Annotated in this window: 25 protein-coding genes; 11 read left to right on the top strand and 14 right to left on the bottom strand. The window is 61.3% G+C overall.

Annotated features, from left to right (window positions below; genetic code table 11):
* Positions 1-44: 44 nt before the first annotated feature.
* The gene (gene ppiA / locus ACRAWE_RS22425) at positions 45-614 is read right to left on the bottom strand and encodes a peptidylprolyl isomerase A (RefSeq protein WP_019456145.1); all 570 of its coding nucleotides are present in this window, start codon (positions 612-614) and stop codon (positions 45-47) included.
* 353 nt (positions 615-967) lie between these two features.
* Here ppiA and ACRAWE_RS22430 point away from each other — a divergent pair, with 353 nt between their 5' ends.
* The 6 genes from ACRAWE_RS22430 to ACRAWE_RS22455 all read left to right on the top strand — a co-directional run bounded on the left by ACRAWE_RS22430 (position 968) and on the right by ACRAWE_RS22455 (position 5,739).
* A complete protein-coding gene (locus ACRAWE_RS22430; protein ID WP_432525935.1) occupies positions 968-1,306 on the top strand; it encodes a PTS lactose/cellobiose transporter subunit IIA in 339 nt (112 codons plus the stop codon).
* Positions 1,303-2,610, top strand: coding sequence for a 6-phospho-beta-glucosidase (locus tag ACRAWE_RS22435; RefSeq protein ID WP_019456148.1), 1,308 nt, complete (start codon positions 1,303-1,305; stop codon positions 2,608-2,610). Before ACRAWE_RS22430 ends, ACRAWE_RS22435 begins: the two co-directional genes overlap by 4 nt.
* Positions 2,611-2,682: 72 nt before the next feature.
* Positions 2,683-3,663 carry a LacI family DNA-binding transcriptional regulator gene (locus ACRAWE_RS22440; protein ID WP_019456149.1) on the top strand — a complete coding sequence of 327 codons (981 nt, stop codon included), beginning with the start codon at positions 2,683-2,685 and terminating at the stop codon, positions 3,661-3,663.
* A 188-nt stretch (positions 3,664-3,851) separates the two neighbouring features.
* Positions 3,852-5,036, top strand: coding sequence for an MFS transporter TsgA (tsgA, locus tag ACRAWE_RS22445; protein ID WP_004930336.1), 1,185 nt, complete (start codon positions 3,852-3,854; stop codon positions 5,034-5,036).
* 110 nt (positions 5,037-5,146) lie between these two features.
* Entirely contained in the window at positions 5,147-5,395 is a 249-nt protein-coding gene (locus ACRAWE_RS22450; protein ID WP_025159908.1) for an AbrB/MazE/SpoVT family DNA-binding domain-containing protein, read from the top strand.
* Positions 5,389-5,739 carry a type II toxin-antitoxin system ChpB family toxin gene (locus ACRAWE_RS22455; RefSeq protein WP_019456151.1) on the top strand — a complete coding sequence of 117 codons (351 nt, stop codon included), beginning with the start codon at positions 5,389-5,391 and terminating at the stop codon, positions 5,737-5,739. Before ACRAWE_RS22450 ends, ACRAWE_RS22455 begins: the two co-directional genes overlap by 7 nt.
* On the opposite strand, the gene ACRAWE_RS22460 is transcribed toward ACRAWE_RS22455, so the two are convergent.
* Entirely contained in the window at positions 5,736-7,004 is a 1,269-nt protein-coding gene (locus ACRAWE_RS22460; protein ID WP_275507223.1) for a cytosine deaminase, read from the bottom strand. The two genes, ACRAWE_RS22455 and ACRAWE_RS22460, sit on opposite strands and share 4 nt — an antisense overlap.
* Positions 7,005-7,307: 303 nt before the next feature.
* Here ACRAWE_RS22460 and nirB point away from each other — a divergent pair, with 303 nt between their 5' ends.
* Genes nirB through cysG form a run of 4 tightly spaced genes read left to right on the top strand, consistent with a single transcriptional unit; the run spans position 7,308 to position 12,451 of the window.
* A complete protein-coding gene (gene nirB / locus ACRAWE_RS22465) occupies positions 7,308-9,857 on the top strand; it encodes a nitrite reductase large subunit NirB (RefSeq protein ID WP_432525903.1) in 2,550 nt (849 codons plus the stop codon).
* Entirely contained in the window at positions 9,854-10,180 is a 327-nt protein-coding gene (gene nirD, locus ACRAWE_RS22470; protein WP_019456155.1) for a nitrite reductase small subunit NirD, read from the top strand. Before nirB ends, nirD begins: the two co-directional genes overlap by 4 nt.
* Before the next feature lie 16 nt (positions 10,181-10,196).
* On the top strand, positions 10,197-10,997 hold the full coding sequence (gene nirC / locus ACRAWE_RS22475) for a nitrite transporter NirC (protein WP_432525904.1): 801 nt from the start codon (positions 10,197-10,199) through the stop codon (positions 10,995-10,997).
* A gap of 50 nt (positions 10,998-11,047) precedes the next feature.
* On the top strand, positions 11,048-12,451 hold the full coding sequence (gene cysG, locus ACRAWE_RS22480) for a siroheme synthase CysG (protein ID WP_432525905.1): 1,404 nt from the start codon (positions 11,048-11,050) through the stop codon (positions 12,449-12,451).
* A 50-nt stretch (positions 12,452-12,501) separates the two neighbouring features.
* Here cysG and trpS read toward each other — a convergent pair whose 3' ends face one another.
* From trpS to pilM, 12 genes are all read right to left on the bottom strand, one after another.
* On the bottom strand, positions 12,502-13,509 hold the full coding sequence (gene trpS, locus ACRAWE_RS22485) for a tryptophan--tRNA ligase (protein ID WP_063918397.1): 1,008 nt from the start codon (positions 13,507-13,509) through the stop codon (positions 12,502-12,504).
* A gap of 2 nt (positions 13,510-13,511) precedes the next feature.
* Positions 13,512-14,210, bottom strand: coding sequence for a phosphoglycolate phosphatase (locus ACRAWE_RS22490; protein WP_019456159.1), 699 nt, complete (start codon positions 14,208-14,210; stop codon positions 13,512-13,514).
* Positions 14,203-14,880, bottom strand: a complete 678-nt coding sequence (gene rpe, locus ACRAWE_RS22495; protein WP_019456160.1) for a ribulose-phosphate 3-epimerase — start codon at positions 14,878-14,880, stop codon at positions 14,203-14,205. Before rpe ends, ACRAWE_RS22490 begins: the two co-directional genes overlap by 8 nt.
* 51 nt (positions 14,881-14,931) lie before the next feature.
* Complete coding sequence (dam, locus tag ACRAWE_RS22500; protein WP_004930319.1) at positions 14,932-15,744, bottom strand: adenine-specific DNA-methyltransferase; 813 nt, start codon at positions 15,742-15,744, stop codon at positions 14,932-14,934.
* Positions 15,745-15,828: 84 nt separating this feature from the next.
* Positions 15,829-16,839, bottom strand: coding sequence for an SPOR domain-containing protein (locus ACRAWE_RS22505; protein WP_197668280.1), 1,011 nt, complete (start codon positions 16,837-16,839; stop codon positions 15,829-15,831).
* Between the two features lie 156 nt (positions 16,840-16,995).
* Positions 16,996-18,096 (bottom strand): 3-dehydroquinate synthase, encoded by a 1,101-nt coding sequence (gene aroB, locus ACRAWE_RS22510; protein ID WP_019456162.1) that lies wholly within the window; start codon positions 18,094-18,096, stop codon positions 16,996-16,998.
* Between the two features lie 106 nt (positions 18,097-18,202).
* On the bottom strand, positions 18,203-18,724 hold the full coding sequence (gene aroK / locus ACRAWE_RS22515; RefSeq protein WP_004391482.1) for a shikimate kinase AroK: 522 nt from the start codon (positions 18,722-18,724) through the stop codon (positions 18,203-18,205).
* Positions 18,725-19,073: 349 nt separating this feature from the next.
* Positions 19,074-20,318, bottom strand: a complete 1,245-nt coding sequence (hofQ, locus tag ACRAWE_RS22520) for a DNA uptake porin HofQ (RefSeq protein WP_432525907.1) — start codon at positions 20,316-20,318, stop codon at positions 19,074-19,076.
* Positions 20,315-20,671: a HofP DNA utilization family protein gene (locus ACRAWE_RS22525; protein ID WP_432525908.1), complete on the bottom strand. Its 357-nt coding sequence runs from the start codon at positions 20,669-20,671 to the stop codon at positions 20,315-20,317. Before ACRAWE_RS22525 ends, hofQ begins: the two co-directional genes overlap by 4 nt.
* On the bottom strand, positions 20,664-21,164 hold the full coding sequence (locus ACRAWE_RS22530; protein ID WP_432525909.1) for a hypothetical protein: 501 nt from the start codon (positions 21,162-21,164) through the stop codon (positions 20,664-20,666). The genes ACRAWE_RS22525 and ACRAWE_RS22530 overlap by 8 nt, the downstream gene beginning before the upstream one ends.
* On the bottom strand, positions 21,157-21,696 hold the full coding sequence (locus tag ACRAWE_RS22535; protein ID WP_432525910.1) for a PilN domain-containing protein: 540 nt from the start codon (positions 21,694-21,696) through the stop codon (positions 21,157-21,159). Before ACRAWE_RS22535 ends, ACRAWE_RS22530 begins: the two co-directional genes overlap by 8 nt.
* Positions 21,696-22,529 (bottom strand): type IV pilus biogenesis protein PilM, encoded by an 834-nt coding sequence (gene pilM / locus ACRAWE_RS22540; protein ID WP_432525911.1) that lies wholly within the window; start codon positions 22,527-22,529, stop codon positions 21,696-21,698. Before pilM ends, ACRAWE_RS22535 begins: the two co-directional genes overlap by 1 nt.
* Positions 22,530-22,650: 121 nt before the next feature.
* On the opposite strand from pilM, the gene mrcA reads away from it, so the two are divergent.
* The gene (gene mrcA / locus ACRAWE_RS22545) at positions 22,651-25,209 is read left to right on the top strand and encodes a peptidoglycan glycosyltransferase/peptidoglycan DD-transpeptidase MrcA (protein WP_025159904.1); all 2,559 of its coding nucleotides are present in this window, start codon (positions 22,651-22,653) and stop codon (positions 25,207-25,209) included.
* The last annotated feature ends 12 nt before the right edge of the window (positions 25,210-25,221 follow it).

The following is a 25,221-nucleotide window of genomic DNA, read 5'->3' on the forward strand; positions in this document are numbered from 1 at the left end:
CACGAGGAAGGAGCGGCCGACCCCGGCGGGATCGGCCAAAAAATTTACGGCAGTACCTTGGCCGACAGAATCACCACCGGTTTGGTCGGCACATTCTGGTATGGGCCGACGTTGCCGGTTGGCACCTGAGCAATCTTGTCCACCACGTCCATGCCTTTCACCACTTTGCCGAACACCGCGTAACCGAAGTCGCGCTGGCCGTGATCCAGGAAGGCGTTATCCGCCACGTTGAGGAAGAACTGGCTGGTGGCGCTGTCCTTGTCGGCGGTGCGCGCCATCGAGATGGTGCCGCGCAGGTTGCGCAAGCCGTTGTCGGCTTCGTTCTTGATTGGCGCCTTGGTGGATTTCTGCTGCATGTCAGCGGTGAAACCGCCGCCCTGGATCATGAAGCCCGGGATCACGCGGTGGAAAATGGTGTTGTTGTAGTACCCGCTGTTCACGTAATCGACGAAGTTCTGGGTAGAAACCGGTGCCTTCTTGCTGTCGAGCGCCAATTCGATATTCCCCGCCGAGGTCGTCAGCATGACGTGGGTCTCACCGGCGGCGAGTGCGGCTGGCGCCACTGCGGTCAGGGAACACAGCGCGACGAAGGTCACTAAAGTACGTTTGAACATTAACGGGTCCTTTCTCTGAGAGACAAACAACGGAAAAGCGCTTTGATTCTAAAGAGCTGTATCGGCAAGTGCCAGCCATTTACCTATATTTACCCAATTACGGGACATATCCTAGGCGGCCCTGAATTTTGCTGCGGAAAGTATGGGCGCAGAAGACTTTTTTGCCAACCGCATCACGCATTTTTTGCCCAGCGCCGCCCTGGGGCGGTTTTTGCGATCCACCTCTCAGTTTGCACACGTATTGTCGTTACTCTATATAAATGAGAGCGCTCTCATTTTAAAAAGAACGGATACTGAGGCATTCCACGACGGCGTCGCCGCGCAACCCCTGGAGAAATGACGTGAGTGAATTGATGACTGAAATCAGCCCCGAGTTTGAAAGCACCATCATGGAACTGCTGGTGTTCTCCGGCAGCGCGCGCAGCAATGCGCTGACGGCGTTGCGACAAGCGCGCGCCGGCGACTTCGCCGCCGCGGCCAAACACATGGCCGAATCCAAAGAGTGGGTGAAGAAGGCGCACCTGATCCAGACTGAGCTGATCGGTCTGGACGAAGGCTGCGGCAAGTTGGCGATCAACCTGATCATCGTGCATGCGCAGGATCATCTGATGAACGCCATGGTGATCCAGGATCTGGCCGAGGACATGATCGAGCTCTATCGCCGCCAGTCGCAGATGGAGGGCCGCCCATGAACGCGCTCAAAATCGCCGTGATCGGCGGCGGCAGCAGCTATACCCCCGAGCTGGTCGATGGGCTGATCCAACGCATCGAGGAACTGCCGGTCACCGAACTGGCGTTGGTGGACGTCGAACCGGGCCGGCAAAAAGTGGAAATCATCGCCGCCCTGACCCGCCGCATGCTGGCGCGCCACGGGCTGGAGCAGGTGAAGGTCAGCGTGCACTTCGCGCTGGACGAGGCGATTCGCGGCGCCGCTTTCGTGCTGACCCAGTTCCGCGTCGGGCAACTGCCGGCGCGCGCCGCCGACGAACGGCTGGGCCTGAAATATCAGCTGCTCGGTCAGGAGACCACCGGCGTCGGCGGCTTCGCCAAGGCGCTGCGCACCATCCCGGTGATGCTGGATATTGCACGCCGGGTGGAAAAGCTGGCGCCGGACGCCTGGATCATCAACTTCACCAACCCGGCCGGTATCGTCACCGAGGCAGTGTCCCGCTTCACCAAGGCGAAGATCATCGGCCTGTGCAACGTACCGATCAGCATGCACCACATGATCGCCAACATGCTGCAGGCGCCCTACGCCGATGTGCAGCTGCGATTCGCCGGTCTGAACCACATGGTCTGGGTGCATCAGGTCACGCAGCAGGGACGCGACGTCACCGCCAAGGTGATCGACATGCTGTGCGACGGCGCGGCGCTGACCATGAACAACATCAAGGAAGAGCCCTGGCAGCCGGACTTCCTGCGCGCGCTCGGCGCTATCCCCTGCCCGTATCATCGCTATTTTTACCAGACCCGCGAGATGCTGGCGGAAGAGATGGCCGCCGCCGGCGAGCGCGGCACCCGCGCGGAACAGGTGATGCAGGTGGAAAAAGAGCTGTTCGAGCTGTATGCCGATCCGCAGCTGAACACGAAACCGGAGCAGCTCAGCTTCCGCGGCGGTTCTTTCTATTCCGAAGTTGCGCTGGAGCTGATTCGTGCTATCCATAATAATCTCGGCACGCAATTAGTGGTCAACACCGCAAACCGCGGCGCAATCCATGGCCTGCCGGACGATGCTGTGATAGAAATCAACTGTATCGTCGATGCCCAGGGCGCGCATCCGCTGACTTTCGGCCCGCTGCCGGAACCGATGCAGGCGCTGACGCAGCAGGTAAAAGCCTACGAACGCCTGACCATCGAAGCTGCGGTGCACGGCGATCGCCGCAGCGGGTTGCTGGCGCTGATCGCTAATCCGCTGGTGGGCAACGCCAATCTGGCGCAGCCGCTGCTGGACGAAGTGTTGGCGATCAACGCGCCGTATTTGCCGCAGTTCAGGTAAGCGCTTAAGCGCAGCCAGACAAGGGTTCGGCGCGCCGAACCCCTTTTTTTAGCCGTAATCAGGAGTTGGACGATGGTGACACTGGAAGATGTCGCGGCGTTGGCGGGCGTATCGCGCGCCACCGTATCGCGCGTGGTGAACGGCGACAGCAACGTCAAGGCGCCGACCCGCGAGAAGGTTGAACGCGCCGTCGCCCAGCTCGGTTACACCCCCAATCCGGCGGCCCGCGCGCTCGCCTCCAGTCACAGCAATACCCTCGGGCTGGTCACCACCTCGTATCGCGGCGGTTTCTTCGGCGCGCTGATGGACTTCGTACAGACCGAGGCCGAATCCCACGGCAAGCAGCTGCTGGTGACCCAGGGCCGCAACAGCGCCGAAAACGAATGGCAGGCGGTGCAGCGGTTATTTAGCCTGCGCTGCGACGGCGTGATCCTGCACGTGCGCTTTCTCAGCGACGACAGGCTGCGTCAGCTAGCGGCGGAGCAACGTCATTTCGTGTTGCTCGATCGCCTGGTGCCTGGGCTGGAGGCCCGCTGCGTCACCTTCGATCACCCGCTCGCCAGCCGCATGGCGACGCAACAGCTGCTCGATGCCGGGCACCGGCGCATCGCCTGTATCAGCGGCCCGCGCGAGCGCCCGTCGAGCCGCCTGCGGCTGCAGGGGTTTGAGGAAGCCATGCAGGCGGCAAACATCGAACCGCTGGCCTGTCTGGAAGGCGTCTACGATCTGGAAAGCGGTTACCGCTGCGCCGATCGGCTGCTGCGGCAAGACGCGCGGCCCAGCGCCATCTACTGCTGCAACGAAGAGATGGCGATCGGCGCCCTGCTGGCGATCAACGAGCACCGTTTGCGGGTGCCGCAGGATATCTCGTTGATCTGCTACGACAGCGGCGAACGCGCGCCTTTCGTGCGCCCGGCGCTGAGCAGCGTTCATTTTCCCATCAGCGAGATGGCGCAATACGCTGCGCGGCTGTTGATCGATCCCGCCACTCCGGCGCGCCGTTTTGAGCCGGCGATTATCAACCGCGATTCTATTGTGACTGCGCGCAAATAGATCACAACAACAGGCATCAGCCTTTCATAAATTGCATCAAAAAATCGACACCCATCACAAAAAATCCCGTTGTCTGTGCTAGGATCCGCCCCCTGGCGGCCTGATCGGGACTTTTCTGCTTTGCCGGGAAAAGCCAGCGGCCTTATACCAGCGTTAAAACCTCTAACAGACATATTCAGGCCTATACAATGAATGACAGTAACCGCATACGGCTTACCTGGATCAGCTTCTTTTCATACGCGCTGACCGGTGCTTTAGTGATCGTCACAGGGATGGTGATGGGAAACATTGCAGAGTACTTTAATCTGCCGGTTTCCAGCATGAGTAACACCTTTACTTTCCTCAACGCCGGCATTTTGATTTCGATCTTCCTCAATGCCTGGCTGATGGAAATCATCCCGCTGAAGCGTCAGCTGATCTTCGGCTTTGTCCTGATGGTGCTGGCGGTCGCAGGCTTGATGCTCGGCAAGAGCCTGACCATGTTCTCGCTGTGCATGTTTATCCTCGGCGTGGTTAGCGGTATCACCATGTCGATCGGCACCTTCCTGATCACCCACATGTATGCCGGCCGCCAGCGCGGCTCGCGCCTGCTGTTCACCGACTCCTTCTTCAGCATGGCCGGTATGATCTTCCCGATCGTCGCCGCGATGCTGCTGGCCCGCCATATCGGCTGGTACTGGGTTTATGCCTGCATCGGCCTGCTGTACGTGGCGATCTTCGTGCTGACCCTGTGCTCCGAATTCCCGGTGCTGGGCAAGAAAGGCGCCGACGCCGGTCAGCCGGTCGAGAAAGAAAAGTGGGGTATCGGCGTGCTGTTCCTGTCGATCGCCGCGCTGTGCTACATCCTCGGCCAGTTGGGCTTCATTCAGTGGGTGCCTGAGTACGCCACCAAGTCCTTCAACATGGACATCGGCCAGGCCGGTAAGCTGGTGAGCGACTTCTGGACCTCTTACATGGTCGGCATGTGGGTGTTCAGCTTCATCCTGCGCTTCTTCGATCTGCAGCGCATCGTCACCGTGTTGGCCGCACTGGCTACCGGCGCGATGTACCTGTTCGTCAGCACCGACAATCCGGAGCACCTGGGCTACTACATCATGGCTCTGGGCTTCGTTTCCAGCGCCATCTACACCACGCTGATCACCCTCGGCTCGCTGCAGACCAAGGTCTCCTCACCGAAGCTGGTCAACTTTATCCTGACCTGCGGCACCATCGGTACCATGCTGACCTTCGTGGTCACCGGCCCGATCGTCGCGAAAGGTGGCGCGCACGCGGCGCTGACCACCGCCAACGGCCTGTACCTGGCGGTGTTCGTGATGTGTCTGCTGCTGGGCTTCGTGACCAAGCACCGCAGCCACGGTCATGTGACGCACTAACGTCTTCGCATCAGATGCACCTAGGGCGCCCGCAAGGCGCCCTTTTTTATGTACATTTTTCACACTTGATTATACATTGTTTATACATGAACAATGGAGAGGGATTGCTCATGAAAGTCTCTATCAAAAAATGGGGCAACAGCGCGGGAATGCTGGTGCCCTCAGCGCTAATGAACGAGCTGGAACTACAGGTAGGTCAGGAAATGGACATGCAGGTTATCGATGGAGCGTTGGTCATTAAGCCGGTTAAGAAACGCTATTCACTGCAGCAATTGCTCGATGGCTGCGACGGTGAAGCGCCGGCCGCCGCAGACGACAGCTGGGAACACATGCCGCCGGCGGGGAAAGAAGTATGGTGAAGCGCCCCGTTTTTCAGCGCGGAGATCTTATCCGGGTCAGCCTGAATCCCGTGGTTGGCCGTGAGCAACAAGGCGACTTTCGTCCGGCACTGGTGCTGTCTCCCCGCGAGTTCAATGCGCTGGGCATGGTATTGGTCGCCCCCATTTCCCAAGGGGCGAATTTTGCCCGTACAGCGGGTTTCACCGTCAGCCTGAGCGGCAGTGGCACCGCAACGCAGGGCGTCATCTTGATCAATCAGGTTCGCATGATGGATCTGGCCGGGCGCAGCGCGCAATTCGTCGAGCATGCCCCCGGCGAAGTCATCGCCGATGCACTGGCGCGGCTTCAGGCGATCATCGACTAACGCCGAAAATCCACCGTCTCATCCTGCTGCAGATGCAGCGTAGTTTCCGCCGGCCGCGTCTCGGCGATCACCGCCCCCTGGCGGATCGAATAACGCACCGGCGTCTGGCGGCGCACCGCATCGAAGCCGCTTTCCGCCGGCAGGATCACCAGGTTGGCGCTGTTGCCGGCCGCCAGACCGTAGTCGCTCAGGTTAAGGGTGCGCGCACTGTGGCTGGTGATCAGCTTCAACCCGTCGTCGATCTGGCCATAACCCATCAGCTGACACACGTGCAGCCCCATATGCAGCACCTGCAGCATGTTGGCAGTGCCGAGCGGGTACCAGGGATCGAACACGTCGTCGTGGCCAAAGCAGACGTTGATCTCCGCCTCCAGCATCTCCTTCACCCGCGTCACGCCGCGCCGTTTCGGGTAGCTGTCGAAACGCCCCTGCAGATGAATATTCACCAGCGGGTTGGCGACGAAGTTGATGCCTGACATTTTCAGCAGGCGGAATAGCCGCGAGGCGTAAGCGCCGTTGTAAGAGTGCATCGCCGTGGTGTGGCTGGCGGTGACTTTCGCCCCCATCTCCAGCTTCAGCGCCAGCGCCGCCACGGTCTCGACGAAGCGCGATTGCTCGTCGTCGATCTCATCGCAGTGCACGTCCACCAGCCGATCGTATTTTTGCGCCAGCGCGAACGCCTTGTGCAGCGACTCCACGCCGTACTCGCGGGTGAATTCGAAATGTGGAATAGCGCCCACCACGTCGGCCCCCAACCGCAGCGCTTCTTCCAGCAGCGCTTCGCCGTTGGGATAAGAGAGGATCCCCTCCTGCGGGAAGGCGACGATCTGCAGCGTCACCCAGGGCGCCACCTCCCGTTTCACCTCCAGCATGGCGCGCAGCGCGGTCAGCGTGGGATCGGAGACGTCGACGTGGGTGCGCACATACTGCACGCCGTTGGCAATCTGCCACTTGAGGGTTTGCCAGGCGCGCTGCTTGACGTCTTCATGGGTCAACAGCGCTTTGCGTTCGGCCCAGCGCTCGATGCCTTCGAACAGCGTGCCGGACTGGTTCCAGGCCGGCTGGCCGGCGGTTTGCGTGGTATCCAGGTGAATATGCGGTTCGACGAACGCCGGCAGCGCCAGCCCGCCCTGCGCATCCAGCACGTCGCTGCGCCACTCCTGCCCTTCCGGCTGCGGCACCAGATGCGCAATGCGCCCCTGCTCAATCGCCAGTTGCCACAATCCTTCATGCCCGCTTAAACGCAGGTTGTCGATAAACTTCAATGGACGTTTCGCCACCCTTCACCTCTGCCGTTGCGCTGGTTTTCTTCATCATACTGGCAGCGGATCGCGCTGACAAAGTCGCCGTTTCGCTCCTACCTCCTGCGGCTACCCCCTGCGGGGTAATTGGCATGCAAACTGACTCGCTTCAGCTAAAGGTGAATAAAATCCGCAACTTATCAAAAATCGTGAAAAATCATCTATATACCACGTTAGAGGTATATAAGAGTGTGATTGATTTGCATCAATAAATTGCCCATCGGGAGAGATAAGGTAAGCCTAGGAAACCAGAATTTTGAGGCAATAATGAGCAGAGTCAAACTTGCCGTCGTCGGCAATGGCATGGTCGGCCACCGGTTCATCGAAGATCTGTTGGATAAAGCAGACAAAGACCAGTTCGAAATCACCGTATTTTGCGAAGAGCCGCGCATCGCTTACGATCGCGTGCATCTCTCTTCCTACTTCTCGCACCACACCGCCGAAGAGCTGTCGCTGGTGCGCGAAGGCTTTTACGAAAAACACGGCGTGAAGGTGCTGATCGGCGAGCGCGCCATCACCATCAATCGCGACGAGAAGGTCATCCACTCCAACACCGGCCGCACCGTCTATTACGACAAGCTGATCATGGCCACCGGCTCTTACCCGTGGATCCCGCCGATTAAAGGCTCGGATAGCCAGGACTGCTTCGTTTACCGCACCATCGAAGACCTGAATGCCATCGAAGCCTGCGCGCGCCGCAGCAAACGCGGCGCGGTGGTCGGCGGCGGGCTGCTGGGGCTGGAGGCCGCCGGCGCGCTGAAAAGCCTGGGGGTGGAAACGCACGTGATCGAGTTCGCTCCGGTGCTGATGGCCGAACAGCTCGACCCGATAGGCGGCGACCAGCTGCGCCGCAAGATCGAACGCATGGGCGTCAAGGTGCACACCGGCAAGAATACCCAGGAGATCGTCAACGGCGGCGGCACGGCGCGTAAAACCCTGCATTTCGCCGACGGCAGCCTGCTGGAAGTGGATTTCATCGTGTTCTCCACCGGCATCCGCGCCCAGGACAAGCTGGCGCGCCAGTGCGGGCTGGAGATCGGCCGCCGCGGCGGCATCGCCATCAACGACAGCTGCCAGACGTCGGATCCGAACGTCTACGCCATCGGTGAGTGCGCCGCCTGGCGCGATCGCACCTTCGGCCTGGTGGCGCCGGGTTACAAAATGGCGCAAGTGGCCGCCGATCACCTGCTGGGCCGCGAAAACGGCTTCCAGGGCGCCGACATGAGCGCCAAGCTGAAGCTGCTGGGCGTGGACGTCGGCGGCATCGGCGATGCCCATGGCCGCACCGAAGGCGCCCGCAGCTACGTTTATCTGGATGAAAACAAAGAAGTCTACAAACGCCTCATCGTCAGCGCCGACAGCAAAACCCTGCTCGGCGCGGTGCTGGTGGGCGACACCAGCGACTACGGCAACCTGCTGCAGCTGGCGCTGAACGGCATCGAACTGCCGGAGAACCCGGACGGCCTGATCCTGCCGGCCCATGCGGGCAGCAAACCGGCCATCGGCGTGGATTCGCTGCCGGAAAGCGCGCAGATCTGCTCCTGCTTCGACGTCAGCAAAGGCGACATCATTCAGGCGGTCAACAAAGGTTGCCACACCGTGGCGGCGCTGAAAGCCGAAACCAAGGCCGGCACCGGCTGCGGCGGCTGCATCCCGCTGCTCACCCAGGTGCTGAACGCCGAGCTGAGCAAGCAAGGCATCGAGGTCAACCACCACCTGTGCGAACACTTCGCCTATTCACGCCAGGAGCTGTTCCACCTGATCCGCGTCGAAGGCATCAAATCGTTCGAGGCGTTGCTGGCCAAATACGGCAAAGGCTACGGCTGCGAAGTCTGTAAGCCGACCGTCGGCTCGCTGTTGGCCTCGTGCTGGAACGAATACGTTCTCAAGCCGCAGCATACGCCGCTGCAGGATACCAACGACAACTTCCTCGGCAATATCCAGAAAGACGGCACCTATTCGGTAATCCCGCGCTCCGCCGGCGGCGAAATCACCCCGGACGGCCTGCTGGCCATCGGCCAAATCGCCAAGGAGTACAACCTCTACACCAAAATGACCGGCTCGCAGCGCATCGGCATGTTCGGCGCGCAGAAAGACGACCTGCCTGCCATCTGGAGCAAGCTGCTCGCCGCCGGCTTTGAAACCGGCCACGCATACGCCAAGGCGCTGCGCATGGCGAAAACCTGCGTCGGCAGCACCTGGTGCCGCTACGGCGTCGGCGACAGCGTCGGCTTCGGCGTCACGCTGGAGCACCGTTACAAAGGCATCCGCACCCCGCACAAAATGAAGTTCGGCGTCTCGGGCTGCACCCGTGAATGCGCCGAAGCGCAGGGCAAGGACGTCGGCATCATCGCCACCGAGAACGGCTGGAACCTGTATGTCTGCGGCAACGGCGGCATGAAACCGCGCCACGCCGACCTGCTGGCTGCCGACCTCGATCGCGAGACCCTGGTGCGTTACCTCGACCGCTTCATGATGTTCTATATCCGCACCGCCGATAAGCTGCAGCGCACCTCGGTGTGGCTGGAAAGCCTGGAAGGCGGCATCGATTACCTGCGCAAGGTGATCGTCGACGACAAGCTCGGCATCAACGATCAATTGGAAGCGGAGATCGCCCGCCTGCGCGACGCAGTGATCTGCGAGTGGAAAGAGACCGTCGAGCATCCGGAAACTCAGCTGCGCTTCGCCCACTTCATCAACAGCCCGCTGCGCGATCCGAACGTGCAGGTGGTGGCCGAACGCGACCAGCACCGCCCGGCGCGCCCGGACGAGCGTATCCCCGTCACCCTGATCGATACCGAGGAGAGCCACGCATGAGCCAGTGGATTACCGTTTGTCCCGTCGCCGACATCCTGCCAGGCACCGGCGTGTGCGCCCTGATCGGCGATCGGCAGGTGGCGGTGTTCCGCCCCTATGCCGACGAACAGGTGTTCGCCATCAGCAATATCGACCCGTTCGCCCAGGCCAGCGTGCTGTCGCGCGGGCTGATCGCCGAACATCAAGGCGAGTTGTGGGTCGCCAGCCCGCTGAAGAAGCAGCATTTCCGCCTGTACGACGGCCACTGCCTGGAAGATGACAGCCGTTCCGTCGCCAGCTTCGCCAGCCGGGTGGTCGACGGCATCGTGCAAGTCGCGGCATAACCTTTCGGGAGGCCACATGTTTACCGACACCCTCAACAAATGTGCCGTCAACGCGGCGCGCATTGTCCGCCTGGCGAAGGAGAGCCCGCTCGGTTTCTGGATCAGCTCGGCGATGGCCGGCGCCTACGTCGGCCTCGGCATCATCCTGATCTTCACCCTCGGCAATCTGGTCGATCCAGGCGTGCGGCCGCTGGTGATGGGCGCCACCTTCGGCATCGCGCTGACGCTGGTGATCATCGCCGGTTCCGAGCTGTTCACCGGCCATACGATGTTCCTGACGCTCGGCGTCAAGGCCGGCACCATCCGCCAGAGCCAGATGTGGGCGGTGCTGCCGCAAACCTGGCTCGGCAACCTGCTCGGCTCGGTGCTGGTGGCGCTGATGTATTACTACGGCGGCGGCAGCCTGCTGCCGGTGGATACCAGCCTGGTGCACAGCGCCGCGCTGGCGAAAACCACCGCGCCGGCCGAAGTGCTGTTCTTCAAGGGCGTACTGTGCAACTGGCTGGTTTGCCTAGCGATTTGGATGGCGATCCGCGTTGAAGGCGCCGCCAGGTTCATCGCCATCTGGTGGTGCCTGCTGGCCTTCATCGCCTCGGGTTATGAGCACTCCGTCGCCAATATGACGCTGTTCGCCCTCTCTTGGTTCGGCAACCACAGCGAGGCCTATACCCTCGCCGGCATCGGCCACAACCTGCTGTGGGTGACGCTGGGCAATATCCTGTCCGGCTCGGTGCTGATGGGCCTGGGTTATTGGTACGCCACACCGCGCGCCGAACGCCCGCAGGTGGCGAAAGCCGCCGCACGTCAGACCGCCTGAGTTTTCGGGGGCGCCTTTCGCCCCCGCACTGATTATCCCGAGGAGTGCCGATGGACTACCTGCCGATTTTCTGCCAACTGCAACATAAAGCCTGCCTGCTGGTCGGCGGCGGCGAGATAGCCGAACGCAAAGCGCGCCTGCTGCTGGACGCCGGCGCGGCGCTGACCGTCAACGCCCTGGAGTTCACCCCGCAGTTCCGCCAATGGGCGGAAGAAGGCCTGGTGACGCTGACCGAAGGCGAATTCAACCCAAGCCTGTTGGCGGAAAAATGGCTGGTGATCGCCGCCACCGATCGGCTGGAAGTCAACGCGCTGGTGTACCAATGCGCCAACCAGCAGCGGGTATTCTGCAACGTGGTCGATGACCCGAAACGCGCCAGCTTTATCATGCCGTCGATCATCGATCGTTCGCCGATCATGGTGGCGGTATCCTCCGGTGGCAAAGCGCCGGTATTAGCACGGCTGCTGCGCGAGAAGCTGGAGGCGATGTTGCCGCAGCACCTCGGAGAACTGGCCCAGTTAGGCGGTTCGCTGCGGCAGCGGGTAAAACGACGCTTCAGCAGCCTCGGCGCGCGTCGTCGCTTTTGGGAACGGTTGTTCGCCCACGATCGGCTAGCGCAGTCGCTGGCCAACGACGACGCCGCGCTGGCTGAACGCCAGCTCGAGCAGCTGTTCAGCGAACAGCCGGAAGATCGCGGTGAAGTGGTACTGGTGGGCGCCGGGCCAGGCGATGCCGGCTTGCTGACGCTGAAAGGGCTACAGCAGATCCAGCAGGCCGACGTGGTGGTTTATGACCGGCTGGTCTCTGAAGATATCATGACGCTGGTGCGCCGCGACGCCGAGCGCATCTTCGTCGGCAAACGCGCCGGCCACCACTGCGTGCCGCAGGAGCAGATCAACCAAATCTTGCTGCAGCAGGCGTTGCAAGGCAAACGCGTGGTGCGTCTGAAAGGGGGCGATCCCTTTATCTTCGGCCGTGGCGGCGAAGAGCTGGAGACGCTGGCGGACGCCAACGTGCCATTCTCGGTGGTGCCAGGCATTACCGCCGCCTCTGGCTGTTCCGCCTACAGCGGCATCCCGCTCACCCACCGCGACCACGCGCAGAGCGTGCGCCTGGTGACCGGCCACGCCAAAGCCGACGGTGGATTGGACTGGGCGACGCTGGCTGCCGGGCAACAGACGCTGGTGTTTTATATGGGGCTATCGCAAGCGGCGGAGATCCAACGCCAGCTGATCGCTAACGGCCTGCCGGCCGCCACGCCGGTGGCGCTGGTGGAAAACGGTACCTCCTGCCGTCAGCGAGTGATCGAAGGCGAGCTCGGCCAACTGGGCGCCTTGGCCCTGCAGGCCGCCAGTCCCAGCCTGATCATCGTCGGCAGCGTGGTCAGCCTGCGCGGCAAGCTCAATTGGTTCGCCAGCGAGGCAGCGCCCGCCAGTCTGGCGCAAATGGCGTGATAGCGACGTAAAAAAAGCGGCCTAGGCCGCTTTTTTTATTTGTGCCGGCGTTACGCCTGCGGCGGTACGAAACCGACGGCCTGATAGACCTTCGCCAGGGTTTCCTGCGCCCGCGCACGCGCTTTGGCCGCGCCATCGCGCATCACCTGCTGCAGGTAGGCTTCATCGTTGCGGAAGCGATAGTAACGCTCCTGCAGCTCGCCCAACATGCCGGAGACGGCGTCCGCCACCGCGCCTTTCAGATGGCCGTACATTTGGCCCTCGAACTCGGCTTCCAGCTGTGCGATGCTCTTGCCGCTCACGCCGGCGAGGATATCCAGCAGGTTGGAGACACCCGCCTTGTTGGCCACGTCGTAACGCACGACAGGCGGCTCTTCCGAGTCGGTCATTGCGCGTTTGATCTTCTTGCTCACCGCTTTCGGATCTTCCAGCAGACCGATCACGTTGTTGCGGTTGTCGTCCGACTTGGACATCTTCTTGGTCGGTTCCTGCAGCGACATTACGCGCGCGCCGGATTTAGGGATAAACGGCTCCGGCACTTTGAACACGTCGCCGTACAGCGCGTTGAAACGCTGGCCCACGTCGCGGCTCAGCTCCAGGTGCTGTTTCTGGTCTTCGCCCACCGGCACCTGGTTGGTTTGATACAGCAGGATGTCCGCCGCCATCAGCACCGGATAGCTGAACAACCCGGCGTTGATGTTCTCCGCATAGCGTGCGGATTTGTCCTTGAACTGCGTCATGCGGCTCAGCTCGCCGAAATAGGTGTAGCAGTTCAGCACCCAGCTCAGCTGCGTGTGCTCAGGCACGTGCGACTGCACGAAGATGGTGCTTTTTTCCGGATCGATGCCGCAGGCCAGGTACAGTGCCAGCGTATCCAGCGTGGCCTTGCGCAACTTCTCGGCGTCCTGGCGCACGGTGATGGCATGCAGATCGACGATGCAATAGATGCAGTCGTAGTCGTCCTGCATCTGAACCCACTGACGCAGCGCACCCATGTAGTTGCCGATGGTCAGTTCGCCGGACGGCTGCGCGCCGCTAAATACGATGGGCTTACTCATGTTTAAATTTCCTGATTCTCTAAAGATGACAGCCCAAGAGCGGGCAACAAATCGGCGAAGCGCTCCAACACCCGATCGGGGTGGCTCAGGGCGATCGATTCGCCGTAGTTATAACCGTAGGTGAAACCGACACTCGGGCAACCGGCGCCCTGTGCGGCTTGAATATCGTTGCGTGAGTCGCCGACGAACAGCAGTTCATGCGCGCGCAGGCCAAGCTTGCCGAGCACCAGGTACAACGGCGCAGGATGCGGTTTCTTTTCCGTCACGTCGTCGCCGCCGATCACCAGCGAGAAATAGTCGCCAATGCCCAACGACGCCAGCAGCGGCGCCACGAACGGCGTCGGCTTATTGGTCACCAACGCCATCGGGTAACCGTGCGCCGCCAGTCGGGCCAGCGTCTCTTGCACCTGCGGGAACAGGCGGCTGCCACTGTCGACGGTCTGCGCATAGAAATGGTCGAAGCGTTCACGCAGCCGGCCGCATTGCTCCGGCGTGCCTTCCGCTTCCGCCCAGCGCAGCGCGCGCTGCACCAGCACGTCGGCGCCGTTGCCGATCCAGGTGCCGACCCGCTCCTCACCCGCTTGCGGCAGGTTCATCTCTTCCAGCGCCATATCGATGGCGGCCGCCAGGCCCGGCGCACTGTCGACCAGCGTGCCGTCCAGATCGAAGGCCAGTGCGCGGATCGCGCCGAAATCAGCCATGGGAAACCTTCGCCAGCTCGCTGCGCATCTCGTCGATCACCTTGCGGTAGTCCGGCTGGCCAAAGATGGCGGAACCGGCGACAAACATATCGGCGCCCGCGGCGGCGATTTCGGCGATGTTGTCCACTTTCACCCCACCGTCGACTTCCAGACGGATATCGCGGCCGCTGTCGTCGATCAGCTTGCGCACCTGGCGCAGCTTGTCGAGGGTACCGTGAATGAACGACTGGCCGCCGAAGCCCGGGTTGACCGACATCAGTAGGATCACGTCGATTTTATCCATCACGTAATCGAGATAGCTCAGCGGCGTGGCCGGATTGAACACCAGGCCGGCTTTGCAACCGTGCTCTTTGATCAGTTGGATGGTGCGATCGACATGTTCGGACGCTTCGGGGTGGAAAGAGATATAGGATGCGCCGGCCTTGGCGAAATCAGGCACGATGCGATCCACCGGCTTGACCATCAGGTGCACGTCAATCGGCGCGGTAATGCCATAGTTACGCAGCGCTTCGCACACCATCGGACCGATGGTCAGATTGGGCACGTAGTGGTTGTCCATCACGTCGAAGTGCACCACGTCGCCGCCAGCGGCCAGCACGTTAGCGGTATCTTCACCTAACCGGGCAAAATCTGCCGACAGAATGGACGGGGCAATCAAAAACTTTTTCATCCGCTTCTCCAAACGTAGGGTCGAGTTGTTATGCGCCGGGGTGCCCCCGGCTTAGCGATACAGCGCCAAAAGCTCGTTCACTTTGCTGCGGCCGAGAATATTGCGGCTGATCGTGCGGCGCGCTTTCACCACATACAGCGCAGCATGCTGATACCAGTCGCGCGTCAGCTCGGTATCGTGATTGGAGATCAATACCGGCACCTGGCTCTCTACCGAGAGCTGGTGCGCCAGATGCGCCAGGCTCTGCTGATCGGCGATGCTGAAGCTGTTGGTGTGGTAAGCGGTGAAATTCGCCGTCGCCGACAGCGGCGCGTAAGGCGGATCACAATACACCACGGCGCCGGCCACGGCCTTCGCCATGGTATCGCGGTAATGCTCGCAGACAAAAGTGGCATTGCGCGATTTTTCGGCAAACCAGTAGAGCTCTTCTTCCGGGAAGTACGGTTTCTTGTAGCGGCCAAACGGCACGTTGAACTCGCCGCGCAGGTTATAGCGGCACAGGCCGTTATAGCAGTGACGGTTCAGATACAGGAACAGCAGCGCCCGGCGGTAAGGCTCGGTGCTAGTATTGAACTCTTCTCGCAGCAGGTAAAACTGATCCGAGTTATTGAATTCATCGGCGAAAAGCGTGCGGGCATCGCGCACGAAGTCATCCGTGCGCAGCTTAACGATGTTATACAGGTTGATAAGATCGCTATTGATGTCGGCGAGAATGTAGGCGTCGTAATCCGTATTCAGAAAGACGGATCCCGCACCCACGAAGGGCTCGATTAAGCAGTCTCCCGCCGGCAGATGGCGACGAATCTCATCTACCAGCGGGTATTTTCCACCAGCCCATTTTAAAAAAGCGCGGTTTTTCTTCATGCCGTCAATTAGCTACTTATACAATTCAGAGCGGCGGATTGTACTCTGTTTCAGACAGCACATCAGCGCACAAATTTAAATGATTTATTTTTTAAGATCTTGCTGCACTTGGTGTACAGGTCGGACCCATGGTTTTTTCGCCTGCACATCCGCCGGCAACGAAGCGATGGCGCGCTTCGCTTCCGCAGAAGACGCGTAGTTGCCGCTCACCAGCACGTACCACGGCTTACCGTCGCGCTTAGTGGCGTACACCAGGTAATTCTGCAGCTTCTGTTGCTTGGCGTAGGCGTTCAGCGTATCGGAGCGCGAAGCGCTGCTCAGCTGCAAGGTATAGTGGCTGCCCGGCGCAGACTGCAGAGAACTGCCGCTGCTGCTGACCGCCTCCGCTTTCGCGGTGGAAGACGGCTTGGCCGGCGGCGTATACACCGTAGTCGGTGATTTATGCTGCGTAGCGTTCGGTTTAGTCACGGCGGTTTTCGCCGGCGTTTTATGCTGCTGCGCGGTGCCCTGCACAGGACGTGTCGCTTCGCGCGCCGCGGCGCCGCTCATCACCGTCGCCGGTGCGGTCGGCAACGACGACGCTGCGCCGGTCATGCCCTGGGTCGCGGCATCCACCTGCCCCTGCTGCTGCGACAGCGCATCCGCCATGTTGCCCGGCAAATCGACGCGCTGCTGCGCACCGCCCTGCTGAGGCTGAGTTTGCGCTTCGGTCGGCGTGCCGGAGATCGGCGGAACGCTGACGTTCTGCGGTTGCTGCGGCTGAGTCGCGCTTACGCCGCTGTTGTCGTGGGTATCTGTCGTGCCGCCCGGCACGCCGTTATTGGCGGTGGTCAGCGACGAAGAACCGGACAGGTTGATATCGCGGGCCGCGCCGTTTTGCGCGCCGCTCTCCTGAGCCGCCTCATGTTTGGTCGGCGCCTTCAGGGCGGAACCGATGCCGATAATCAGCAGCAGCAACACCAAAATGCCGATGCCAATCATCAAATGCTGGCGCGAAACGGCGAAGCGCGGCGCAGCGGCCGGCTTGCGCGAACGCGTAGGACGACGATCGCTGCTATCAGGTCTGAGATCGTCTTCCGGTTTAAACTCGTCCATCTGAAACCCTCCAACTAGAGGCAAAAGCCCACCACCGTAGACCTACCGTGGCACGGGCAGATTAACCCGATGATGGCAAAGCGACACCCGTCGTGCTCTGCTCACTGTATTAATATAGATGCAAATGGCGGCTAAGCCACTGTTACTTAGTCCGATTTAATTACGCTTCTGCTCAGGCAGGCAGGCGGCGATCGACGCCAACACCAGCTCATGCCCTATGCCGCCGCGCACTTCCGCCGCGCCGATCGCGGTCGGCAGCACCAGACGCAGTTCACCCGCCAGCACTTTCTTGTCGCGCAGCATGTGCGGCAGATAGGATGCCGGCGTCATTTCCTGCGGCCCGCAGACCGGCAAGCCGGCGCGCAACAGCAGCGCTTTGACGCGTTCGATGTCTTCAACGGAGAACTGGCCGAGACGATATGCGGTTTCCGCCGCCATCACCATGCCCGCAGCCACCGCTTCGCCGTGCAGCCATACGCCGTAGCCCATTTCGGCTTCGATGGCGTGGCCGTAAGTATGGCCCAGATTCAGCAAGGCGCGCAGACCGCTTTCGCGTTCGTCGGCGGCCACGACCTCAGCCTTCAGTTCGCAGCAGCGGCGAATACAGTAGGCCAACGCCTGCATATCCAGCGCCATCAGCGCATCGATATTGTTTTCCAACCAGACGAAGAATTCGCGATCGAGGATGATCCCGTATTTGATGACTTCAGCCAGGCCGGAAGAGAGTTCACGCGCCGGCAATGTCTTCAGGCAATCCAGATCAACCACCACCGAAGCGGGTTGATAGAAAGCGCCGATCATGTTTTTGCCGAGCGGGTGGTTGACGGCGGTCTTGCCGCCCACGGAAGAGTCCACCTGCGACAACAGCGTGGTGGGAACCTGAATAAAGCGCACGCCGCGTTGATAGCACGCGGCGGCAAAGCCGGTCAGATCGCCGACAACGCCGCCACCAAGCGCGATCAACGTGGTGTCGCGCCCGTGCGGTTTTTCGAGCAGCGCCGAAAACACCTGCTCCAACACCGCCAGAGATTTGTACTGTTCACCATCGGGAAGGATCACCTGATCCACCACGACGCCGCCCTGCTCCAGCACCTGCCGGACACGCTCCAGATAGAGCGGCGCCAGGGTCTGGTTGGTGACCAACATCGCTTGCTCACCCGCCTTTAACGGCATAAAAGAAGCCGGATCGTTAAACAATCCGGCGGCGATGGTAATCGGGTAGCTGCGCTCCCCAAGCGTTACAGTAATTCTCTCCATGTCGCGCTCAGTTCTCTGTATGGTGCGGCGGTGGTTGCTCCCCGCAGCGGCGGGGAACACAAATCAGTTTTCCGCATTAGCCGACGGCGAACGCGAAAATCGGCAATCAGTTGCTTTCCAGCATGTTGATGATCTGGTTGGCAACCACTTTAGCGCTCTGATCGTCGGTGCGGATGGTGACATCAGCAATCTCTTCATACAACGGATTGCGCTCTTTCGCCAACGCTTCCAACACCTCGCGCGGCGGAGAGTCGACCTGCAGCAGCGGGCGTTTTTTATCACGCTGGGTGCGAGCCAGCTGCTTCTCGATCGTGGTTTCCAAATAGACCACCACGCCGCGCGCGGACAGACGGTTGCGCGTTTCGCGCGACTTCACCGAACCGCCGCCGGTCGCCAACACAATCCCTTGTTTTTCCGTCAGTTCATTAATGACTTTTTCTTCACGATCGCGGAAACCTTCTTCCCCTTCCACGTCGAATACCCAGCCCACGTCAGCTCCGGTACGTCGCTCAATTTCTTGATCGGAGTCGAAGAACTCCATATTGAGTTGCTGAGCTAACTGACGGCCAATAGTGCTTTTGCCGGCACCCATAGGCCCAACCAGAAAGATATTGCGTTTCTCTGCCATGTTTTTCGGTATTACTAAGACAATTCGTTAATGTTAACCCGCCCCGCCAATCAAATCAGCGGCGGGACCTAAACTGAAACCTCATGAGCGATAGTGCGAGATCAGACGAAAAATTATCTCAACACTCTTGGTAGTTTGGCAACCGAATAAATCGCAATCCACGCCGCGGGAGGGAAACCATATGTTTTTAACGGCGTCTTGGCGCTAACAAAAAACCTCGGTGCTCAATTCGGTAACCCTTGTAAGCTAAATCGGCCGCAGCGTCAAACGCAGATCCCCCCAAGGGGATAAAAAAGTGTATCTGCTCATCAACTTTAGGAGATTTGCCGTCCGGCCGACAGGCAGCCGCTTATCCCTTAATCAACGTCGGCGTAATGAAGATCACCAGCTCGCGTTTTTTCTGCTGTGCGCCGCTCTGCCGGAACAAGCCCCCCAGCAGCGGCGCGTTTCCCAACCCCGGCACCTTGTCCGCCGTATTGCCTTGATGCCGTTGAAAAATGCCGCCGAGTACCAGGGTTTCGCCGTTTTTCACCGTGATCTGCGTCTTAATCTCCTGTTTATCGATGGTCAGCGCTTCGCCCGCCCCCCGGCTGATGGCGCGCCCCGGCATATTTTGGCTGATGTGCAGCGTCAGCGTGATGCGCCCGTCCGGCAACACCTTCGGCGTCACCTCCATACCCAGCACCGCCTCTTTGAACTCGATCGCGGTCGCGCCGCTGGCGCCGCTTGAGACTTCGTAAGGGATCTCCGTGCCCTGTTTGATGCTGGCGGTTTGCAAGTGCGCCGTCAGCAGGCGCGGGCTGGCGATGATCTCCACCTGATTCTCCTGCTCCAGCGCCGTCAGCTCGAGGCTCAGCAAGCGCCCGCTGATGCGCGCCAGGTGGAAACCGGCGTTCACCGCGCTGCGCTCCAGCGGCAGGTTGACGCCGAGATTGCCCGGCCGCAGCGGCTGTGCCGGCCTGTCGTCGGGCGCCAATCCCCAGCGCACGCCAAGTTCACGCAGGCTTTCGCTGTTGATGGTCACGATATGCGCCGCCAGCTGCACCTGCGCCAGCGGCGCGTCCATTTCCGTTACGCGCTTTTTCAACTGTGCCAACATCGGCGTGGTGTCACGCAACAGCAGCGTATTGGTGCGCTTATCCGCCAGCACGCTGCCACGCTCGCTAAGCAAGGCGCCGCGTTGGGCGTTGAGGCTTTCGGCAATCTCCGCCGCATCGCCGTTTTGCAACGTCAGCGTCAGGCTGTGCAGCGGTTGCCTTTGCGCCAGCGCCTCTCGCTGCTGTTTTTTTTGCTGCTCGTCCGGCTCCGGGGAGACAAGCATCACGTTGCCCTCACGCGTCATCGCCAGTTTGCTCATGCGCAAGGTCAGCGCCAGTGCCTGCGGCCAGGGCACATTCTCCAGCCGCAGCGTCAGGTTGCCGCTCACACCGGGCGCGGCGATCAGGTTCATCTGCCGATAATCCGCCAGCGCCTGCAGGATGACCGTGACCGGCGCGTCTTGAAACTCCAGCGAAATAACCTGTTTATCCTGCGCCTGCGCGGCGCCGAGCATCAGATACCACAGCGCCATACCCAGTCCAGCGCGTCCTTTCATGATTTGCCATCCTTGTTGTCCATCGTCAGCGATACGTCGCCGTGACCTGCCGGGCAATCCGGTTCGGCCGCCAGCGCCGTTAACGTCAGGCTGCGCGCCTGCACCTGCGTTACCTGCCAGCGTTCGGCGAGCACCCGCTGCTGCGGCCGCAGGCGCAGCCATTGACCCGCCGGCGTCACCACCCAGCCATAGCGCTGCGTTGGCTGCCCGATGACGCCCTTCAGTCGCCAACCTGCCGGCGATGCCGCCTGGACACAAGCAGGCTGCGAAGGCGGCGCAAACGGATCGCGCGATTCCGCGCATAAGGCCCACGGCCATAGCAGCCACCACCCAAGGCCGAGTCTTCTACTCATGCTCATCGGCTCGCTCCTCGGAGGCATCCTGCAGCACCAACCGCGCCGTCATGCCCTGCGGCGGGGTCTCCACGCGCAGTTGTACAAGGCGCAAATTGGCCGGTAGCGCCTCCAGCAACGTCAGTAAACCGGCGTAGTCAATGCGCAAGCTCAGCGTTTGCCGCAGCGGTTTTTCCTGCTGCTGCCAGCGCAGCAAGTCGCCCCCCACCCGTTGCAGCGCGCTCGCCAGATCGCCGGTTGGGAGTGGAGGAACTGGCGCTGCGGGGATAGCGGCCTGCGGCGCCTCGTCCAGCTGGCTCCGCACCATGGCGATCTGTTGCAGCAAGCGTTGTTGCCGCTCCGTCGCGTTTGCCTGCTGGCGCCATTCGTCTTGCAGCATCCAGCCGCCACCCAGTAGCGCCAACGCGCCGATGCCCAGCCATTGCGCGGCCAGCAACTGCCAACCCGACAGGCCCAGCCAAAAGCGCAGCCCGGATGACAAACGGTTATCCATCACGCCCCCATGGCGCCGCCAGATGAAAGGAGAACAGCCCGTCTTCGCGCTGCACCACCTCCGCCAAACGCAGCCGCGGCAGCGCGGGCATCTTCGCCAATCGCCGTTCGAACTGCGAGATGGCCGCAGGAGAACCGCTCAGCCCATGCAGCCGCAGGCCGTTCGCCGCATCGCTGTCCAACGTCGTGAGCCACAGCGCAGGGGGAACGCAGGAGGACAAATGTTGCAGCAGCTGTAAATAACGCCGGTTATGTTGGGCATTGTTCGCCTGCCGTTCGGCGAGGGCGCGGTGCCGCGCCTGCTGAGCCCGCTCTTGTTGCTGTTGACGGGCGAGCAGCGTCAATGCCGCCAGCTCTTCATCCAACGTCGCCAGTCGCTCTTGCCGCTGCGCCTGTTGATGGCGCTGCTGGCCGGCGACGAGGAATCCCGCCAACAACAGCACCGTAACCTGCAACAGCAACACGCACAGCCAGAAATAGCCACGCCGTCGGTCACGGCGTTGCCGCCAGGGCAGAAAGTTGACCTGATACATCAGCGGTCCTCCTCGCGCAGCGCCAGACCGCCGGCCAACGCGAACGCCGGGGGATGCGCAGGCAACGGCGGACGCAACTGCGTGAAGGCGCTGAGCGGTGACCAGGAAAGACAGCCGGCGGGCAGAGATCCCGCCAGCACGCCGCCGGCATAGATCGGCCGATCGTCGCCTGGCGGCGACTGGGATTGCAGCGCCCGCAACGCCTGCGCGCCATCGTCGCCCGGCGCCAGGCCAAAGGCGAACGCGCCGTCGGCCGGCGCCACCCACAGCCATTCTCGTTCGAGACGGTGCATCAGCCCCGCAGCGATCGGCACGCCCGCCGCCGTCGCCATCATTCGCAGCGCGCAGGGCGTGATATCGACCGCTTGCGGATGCAGACCAGCCTGGCGCAGACAATACAGCCACTGCTGCAGCTCCTGTCGCCGCGCGGCGGTCAACAACAACGCCGCCTCATCCGCCGGCGCGGCGCGATAATCGAGCGCCAGCGTCTGGCCATCGAGCGGAAACTGTTTTAAACCGTGGCCGCAGATATAGTCGCTGCGCTCCGGCTCGCGCAGTCGCGCGTCCGGCTGCGCCATGCGCTGCTGCAACACTCGCTGCGCCGGCAGGGCAATGCGTAAGGAAATATGTCGCGGCAGTTGAACGCGCCATTGCCGCAGCGCCCGGGTAAGGAATTCTGAAGGTGCCAGGCAGCCGTCGCGTAAAACCGCCTGCGGCAGCGCCTGTTGCCACCAGTGACGCAACTGCCAGCCATTGCGGCGACGCTGAACCGCCATCGCCCGCACGCAGTCGATTTGTATATCCAGCCCCACCTGCCATGCTTGAGGGAACATGTTTCGCAAGCCTCCATAACATCAGATGATAAAAGAACATATCCATGTCGCAGGCTTGCCTTTATACTACCGCGCGGTTGTTTACAAACTGCCCAAATGACTAAGAAATGGGAAATCTCAGGTGAAGTTCGTAAAGTATTTACTAATCCTTGCAGTATGTTGCATCGTGCTGGGAGCAGCCTCGATTTTCGGCTTGTACAAATATGTCGAGCCGCAGCTGCCCGACGTTGCAACGCTGAAAGACGTGCGGCTGCAGATACCGATGCAGGTCTACAGCGCCGATGGCGAACTGATCGCCCAGTACGGCGAGAAGCGCCGCATTCCGCTGAAGCTGGATCAAATTCCGCCGGTAATGGTGCACGCGTTTATCGCCACCGAAGACAGCCGCTTCTATGATCACCACGGCGTGGATCCGGTCGGTATCTTCCGTGCCGCCTCCATCGCGTTGGTCTCCGGCCACGCTTCACAGGGGGCCAGTACCATTACCCAACAGCTGGCGCGTAACTTCTTCTTAAGCCCGGAACGCACCCTGATGCGTAAAATCAAGGAAGCCTTCCTGGCGGTGCGCATCGAGCAGATGCTCACCAAGGATGAAATCCTTGAGCTGTATCTGAACAAGATCTATCTGGGTTACCGCGCCTACGGCGTGGGCGCCGCCGCGCAGGTCTATTTCGGCAAAGACGTCAGCCAGCTCACCCTGAGCGAAATGGCGACCATCGCCGGTCTGCCGAAAGCGCCGTCCACCTTTAACCCGCTCTATTCGCACGATCGCGCCGTTGCCCGTCGCAATGTGGTGCTGTCGCGCATGCTGGACGAGCATTACATCACGCAGGCGCAGTACGATCAGGCTCGTAGCGAAGATTTGGTCGCCAACTACCATGCGCCGGAAATCAGCTTCTCCGCACCTTATCTCTCCGAGATGGTGCGCCAGGAGATGATCAAGCGCTACGGTGAAAACGCCTATACCGACGGCTACAAGGTTTACACCACCGTCACCAAGCGGCTGCAGCTGGCGGCGCAGGAGTCGGTGCGCAACAACGTGCTGGCCTATGACATGCGCCACGGCTATCGCGGCCCGTCCAACGTGCTGTGGAAAGTCGGCGAAGCGGCCTGGGATCGCAAACAGATTATCGATTCGCTGAAAAACCTGCCGAACTACGGCCCGCTGGCGCCGGCGGTGATCACCGCCGCCAACCCGCAGGAAGCGACGGCGATGCTGGCCGACGGCAGCAGCATTGCCTTGCCGATGGCCACCATGCGCTGGGCGCGGCCATACCGTTCAGACACGCAGCAGGGCCCAACGCCGAAACGCGTCACCGACGTCGTGCAGGCCGGCCAGCAAGTGTGGGTGCGTAAAGTGAACGAAGCCTGGTGGCTGTCGCAGGTGCCGGACGTCAACTCGGCGCTGGTCTCCATCAACCCGAACGACGGCGCGGTAAAAGCGCTGGTCGGCGGCTTCGACTTCAACCAGAGCAAGTTCAACCGCGTCACGCAGGCCCTGCGTCAGGTCGGCTCGAACATCAAACCGTTCCTGTACACCGCCGCGATGGATAAAGGCCTGACGCTGGCCACCATCCTGAACGATTTGCCGATCACCCGTTGGGATGCCGGCGCCGGCACCGACTGGCGGCCGAAAAACTCGCCGCCAACCTACGACGGCCCGATCCGCCTGCGTCAGGGGCTGGGGCAATCGAAGAACGTGGTGATGGTGCGCGCGATGCGGGCGATGGGCGTCGACTACGCGGCGGAATATCTGCAGCGCTTCGGCTTCCCGGCGCAGAACATCGTGCATACCGAATCGCTGGCGCTGGGTTCCGCCTCCTTCACGCCGATGCAGTTGGTGCGCGGCTATGCGGTGCTGGCGAACGGCGGTTACCTGGTCGACCCGTACTTCATCACCAAGATCGAAGACGATAACGGCAATACGGTGTTCGAAGCCAAGCCGAAAGTGGTGTGCAGCAGCTGTAATCTGCCGGTTATCTACGGTGACACTCGCCGCTCGGCGGTACTGTCCGATGACAACATCGAAAACGTCGCCACTTCGCAGGAAGGCAACAACAGCACGGTGCCGATGCCGCAGCTGGAGCAGGTCACCCCGGCTCAGGTACAGCAGGACGGCGACCAACAGTATGCGCCGCACGTGATCAGCACACAGCTGGCGTTCCTGATCCACGATGCGCTGAACAGCAACATCTTCGGTGAACCGGGTTGGATGGGCACCGCCTGGCGCGCCGGGCGCGATCTGAAACGTCATGATATCGGCGGCAAAACCGGCACCACCAACAGCTCCAAAGACGCCTGGTTCTCCGGTTATGGTCCGGATACCGTGACGTCGGTGTGGATCGGCTTCGACGATCACCGCCGCGACCTGGGCCGTTCGACGGTGTCCGGCGCCATCCCGGATCAGATTTCCGGCGGTGAAGGCGGGGCCAAGAGCGCCCAACCGGCATGGGACGACTTCATGAAGACCGCGCTGGAAGGCATCCCGGAGCAGAAAGTCACGCCGCCGCCGGGCATCATCAGCGTCACCATCGACAAGAGCAGCGGCAAGCTCTCCGGCGGTGGCGGCGGCAGCCGTTCCGAGTACTTCATCGAAGGAACGCAGCCGACGGACTACCCATCGCGCGATACCGGCACCACGTTGACCGATCCGGGCGGCGAAAGCCACGAGCTGTTCTGATCGAAAAGGGCC

The sequence above is a fragment of the Serratia sp. BFP-2025 genome (assembly GCF_050880365.1).
GTDB classification, from domain to species: Bacteria; Pseudomonadota; Gammaproteobacteria; order Enterobacterales; family Enterobacteriaceae; genus Serratia; species Serratia surfactantfaciens.

Excerpts from the sequence above, each read along its gene's own strand:
- ACRAWE_RS22430 (WP_432525935.1), top strand. The coding sequence starts at position 968 with ATGACTGAAATCAGCCCCGAGTTTGAAAGCACCATCATGGAACTGCTG.
- pilM (WP_432525911.1), bottom strand. The coding sequence starts at position 22,529 with ATGTTCCCTCAAGCATGGCAGGTGGGGCTGGATATACAAATCGACTGC.
- dam (WP_004930319.1), bottom strand. The coding sequence starts at position 15,744 with ATGAAGAAAAACCGCGCTTTTTTAAAATGGGCTGGTGGAAAATACCCG.
- ACRAWE_RS22505 (WP_197668280.1), bottom strand. The coding sequence starts at position 16,839 with ATGGACGAGTTTAAACCGGAAGACGATCTCAGACCTGATAGCAGCGAT.
- ACRAWE_RS22525 (WP_432525908.1), bottom strand. The coding sequence starts at position 20,671 with ATGAGTAGAAGACTCGGCCTTGGGTGGTGGCTGCTATGGCCGTGGGCC.
- nirD (WP_019456155.1), top strand. The coding sequence starts at position 9,854 with ATGAGCCAGTGGATTACCGTTTGTCCCGTCGCCGACATCCTGCCAGGC.
- ACRAWE_RS22450 (WP_025159908.1), top strand. The coding sequence starts at position 5,147 with ATGAAAGTCTCTATCAAAAAATGGGGCAACAGCGCGGGAATGCTGGTG.
- cysG (WP_432525905.1), top strand. The coding sequence starts at position 11,048 with ATGGACTACCTGCCGATTTTCTGCCAACTGCAACATAAAGCCTGCCTG.
- hofQ (WP_432525907.1), bottom strand. The coding sequence starts at position 20,318 with ATGAAAGGACGCGCTGGACTGGGTATGGCGCTGTGGTATCTGATGCTC.
- trpS (WP_063918397.1), bottom strand. The coding sequence starts at position 13,509 with ATGAGTAAGCCCATCGTATTTAGCGGCGCGCAGCCGTCCGGCGAACTG.
- rpe (WP_019456160.1), bottom strand. The coding sequence starts at position 14,880 with ATGAAAAAGTTTTTGATTGCCCCGTCCATTCTGTCGGCAGATTTTGCC.
- ppiA (WP_019456145.1), bottom strand. The coding sequence starts at position 614 with ATGTTCAAACGTACTTTAGTGACCTTCGTCGCGCTGTGTTCCCTGACC.
- tsgA (WP_004930336.1), top strand. The coding sequence starts at position 3,852 with ATGAATGACAGTAACCGCATACGGCTTACCTGGATCAGCTTCTTTTCA.
- ACRAWE_RS22440 (WP_019456149.1), top strand. The coding sequence starts at position 2,683 with ATGGTGACACTGGAAGATGTCGCGGCGTTGGCGGGCGTATCGCGCGCC.
- ACRAWE_RS22535 (WP_432525910.1), bottom strand. The coding sequence starts at position 21,696 with ATGTATCAGGTCAACTTTCTGCCCTGGCGGCAACGCCGTGACCGACGG.
- nirC (WP_432525904.1), top strand. The coding sequence starts at position 10,197 with ATGTTTACCGACACCCTCAACAAATGTGCCGTCAACGCGGCGCGCATT.
- ACRAWE_RS22530 (WP_432525909.1), bottom strand. The coding sequence starts at position 21,164 with ATGGATAACCGTTTGTCATCCGGGCTGCGCTTTTGGCTGGGCCTGTCG.
- ACRAWE_RS22490 (WP_019456159.1), bottom strand. The coding sequence starts at position 14,210 with ATGGCTGATTTCGGCGCGATCCGCGCACTGGCCTTCGATCTGGACGGC.
- aroK (WP_004391482.1), bottom strand. The coding sequence starts at position 18,724 with ATGGCAGAGAAACGCAATATCTTTCTGGTTGGGCCTATGGGTGCCGGC.
- ACRAWE_RS22435 (WP_019456148.1), top strand. The coding sequence starts at position 1,303 with ATGAACGCGCTCAAAATCGCCGTGATCGGCGGCGGCAGCAGCTATACC.
- nirB (WP_432525903.1), top strand. The coding sequence starts at position 7,308 with ATGAGCAGAGTCAAACTTGCCGTCGTCGGCAATGGCATGGTCGGCCAC.
- ACRAWE_RS22455 (WP_019456151.1), top strand. The coding sequence starts at position 5,389 with ATGGTGAAGCGCCCCGTTTTTCAGCGCGGAGATCTTATCCGGGTCAGC.
- aroB (WP_019456162.1), bottom strand. The coding sequence starts at position 18,096 with ATGGAGAGAATTACTGTAACGCTTGGGGAGCGCAGCTACCCGATTACC.